Raw genomic sequence first — 1010 nt, forward strand, 5'->3', positions numbered from 1 at the left:
TTTTAGAACAGCTACTTAGCAGAAATATTTTTAGATGATTTAAGAGTAGAATTATTTGTGTTTTTCTCTATTTGCTTTTTCAAGTTAATAAATATAACCCCTGCTATTACAAACGCTGTACCTATATAGACCTGTTTGTTTAATGTTTCACCTAAAAAGACAAATCCTACATATAAGGCGATAACCGGTGAAATAAATAAATGCGCCGTTGCTTTTGATATATGCCATTTTTTTAATAAATAAATATTAATAGAAAACCCCACGACCGACCCTATAATGGCCAAGTATAATAATGAGATAAGACTAATCCCAGAGAAAGTGCGGTTTCCATTTTCTACAAATAGACTAACAATCAGTAAACAAGCGCCTCCACTTAGCATCGAAAAAGAATTAAAGGTCATAATAGGCAAGGATTTTATGCGAGATTGAACTTGAACAGTTATAAAAGCAGAACCTAGCATAGCCATTAAAATGACGATCATGGCTACTATTTGAATCACATTTCCCTGTATAAACAGCTGATTTCCAAATACAACGCTCATACCAATTAAGCACATGACTACACCTAGCTTTTGTCCTTTTGTAGCTGGTGTTCCTTTRAATAAGCGATTAAATAAAAGAGCAAACACTGAAATGCTGGCAGCTAAAACGGAAACAAGCCCGCTTGGCAAATAAACGGATGCCCAATAAACAGAACCAAACGGTAGAGCAAAGTACAAAATTCCGTTTAATGCTGAAATGGTTACTACTTCTTTTGAAACGGCCATTTTTTTTGTGAGTAAGAGGTAGAGGGCAATTATTAAACTAGCAATTAAAAACCTCATACCTGCTGACCATAGAGGCAAGCTATCCTTTAATCCAGTCTTTTGAAAAGCCCATGTCGTTCCCCCGATGACGGCTAATAGACAGAACAAAAGATGTACATGAATACGGGTTAATTTAGAAATCACTGTTTCACCTTATTTCTTTTTTAAAGTTAAGCCTATTTTCTTCCGTGGAGCGTAAAACAC

General features: G+C 35.2%; 1 protein-coding gene. It reads right to left on the reverse strand.

Features of this window, described 5'->3' with window-relative positions; genetic code table 11:
• Positions 1–11: 11 nt before the first annotated feature.
• Positions 12–950, reverse strand: coding sequence for a DMT family transporter (locus AC1DRF_RS29475; protein WP_043982511.1), 939 nt, complete (start codon positions 948–950; stop codon positions 12–14).
• Between the last annotated feature and the right edge of the window lie 60 nt (positions 951–1010).

It is taken from the genome of Priestia sp. P5_B4 (assembly GCF_056400385.1).